This window comes from Pseudoalteromonas sp. S327 (assembly GCF_005886415.1).
Classification (GTDB): Bacteria; Pseudomonadota; Gammaproteobacteria; order Enterobacterales; family Alteromonadaceae; genus Pseudoalteromonas; species Pseudoalteromonas atlantica.
In genome coordinates this window covers 1-303 of record NZ_PNDP01000139.1, presented here as the reverse complement: position 1 = coordinate 303, position 303 = coordinate 1, and the positions used below count along the sequence as shown (strand labels likewise).

1 rRNA gene is annotated in these 303 nt (G+C 32.0%); it reads left to right on the top strand.

Annotation, left to right across the window (positions count from 1 at the left end):
- A 16S ribosomal RNA gene (locus tag CWB60_RS21200) occupies positions 1 to 66 on the top strand; the annotation flags it as partial.
- Between the last annotated feature and the right edge of the window lie 237 nt (positions 67 to 303).

Here is a 303-nt window from a genome sequence, read left to right as displayed (position 1 = left end):
TCATGACTTTGGTTGTAGTCGTAACAAGGTAGCCCTAGGGGAACCTGGGGCTGGATCACCTCCTTATACGATTTAGAACTTATTTGTTCGTAGTGTCCACACAGATGATTGTTAGTTAGTTTTACCCTTTGGGTATAACTGATTAATATGCTCTTTAAAAATTTGGAAAAGCTGATAATAAAATTCTGATAGATAATATGTTTTTGTAAAGAGTTTTCAAAAGTAAAAAAAGAATGATAGAAGTATCATTGAGTGCCATTTTAATCTTTCGTGATTAATTGTTTTCTACTTTAGTCTTCAATA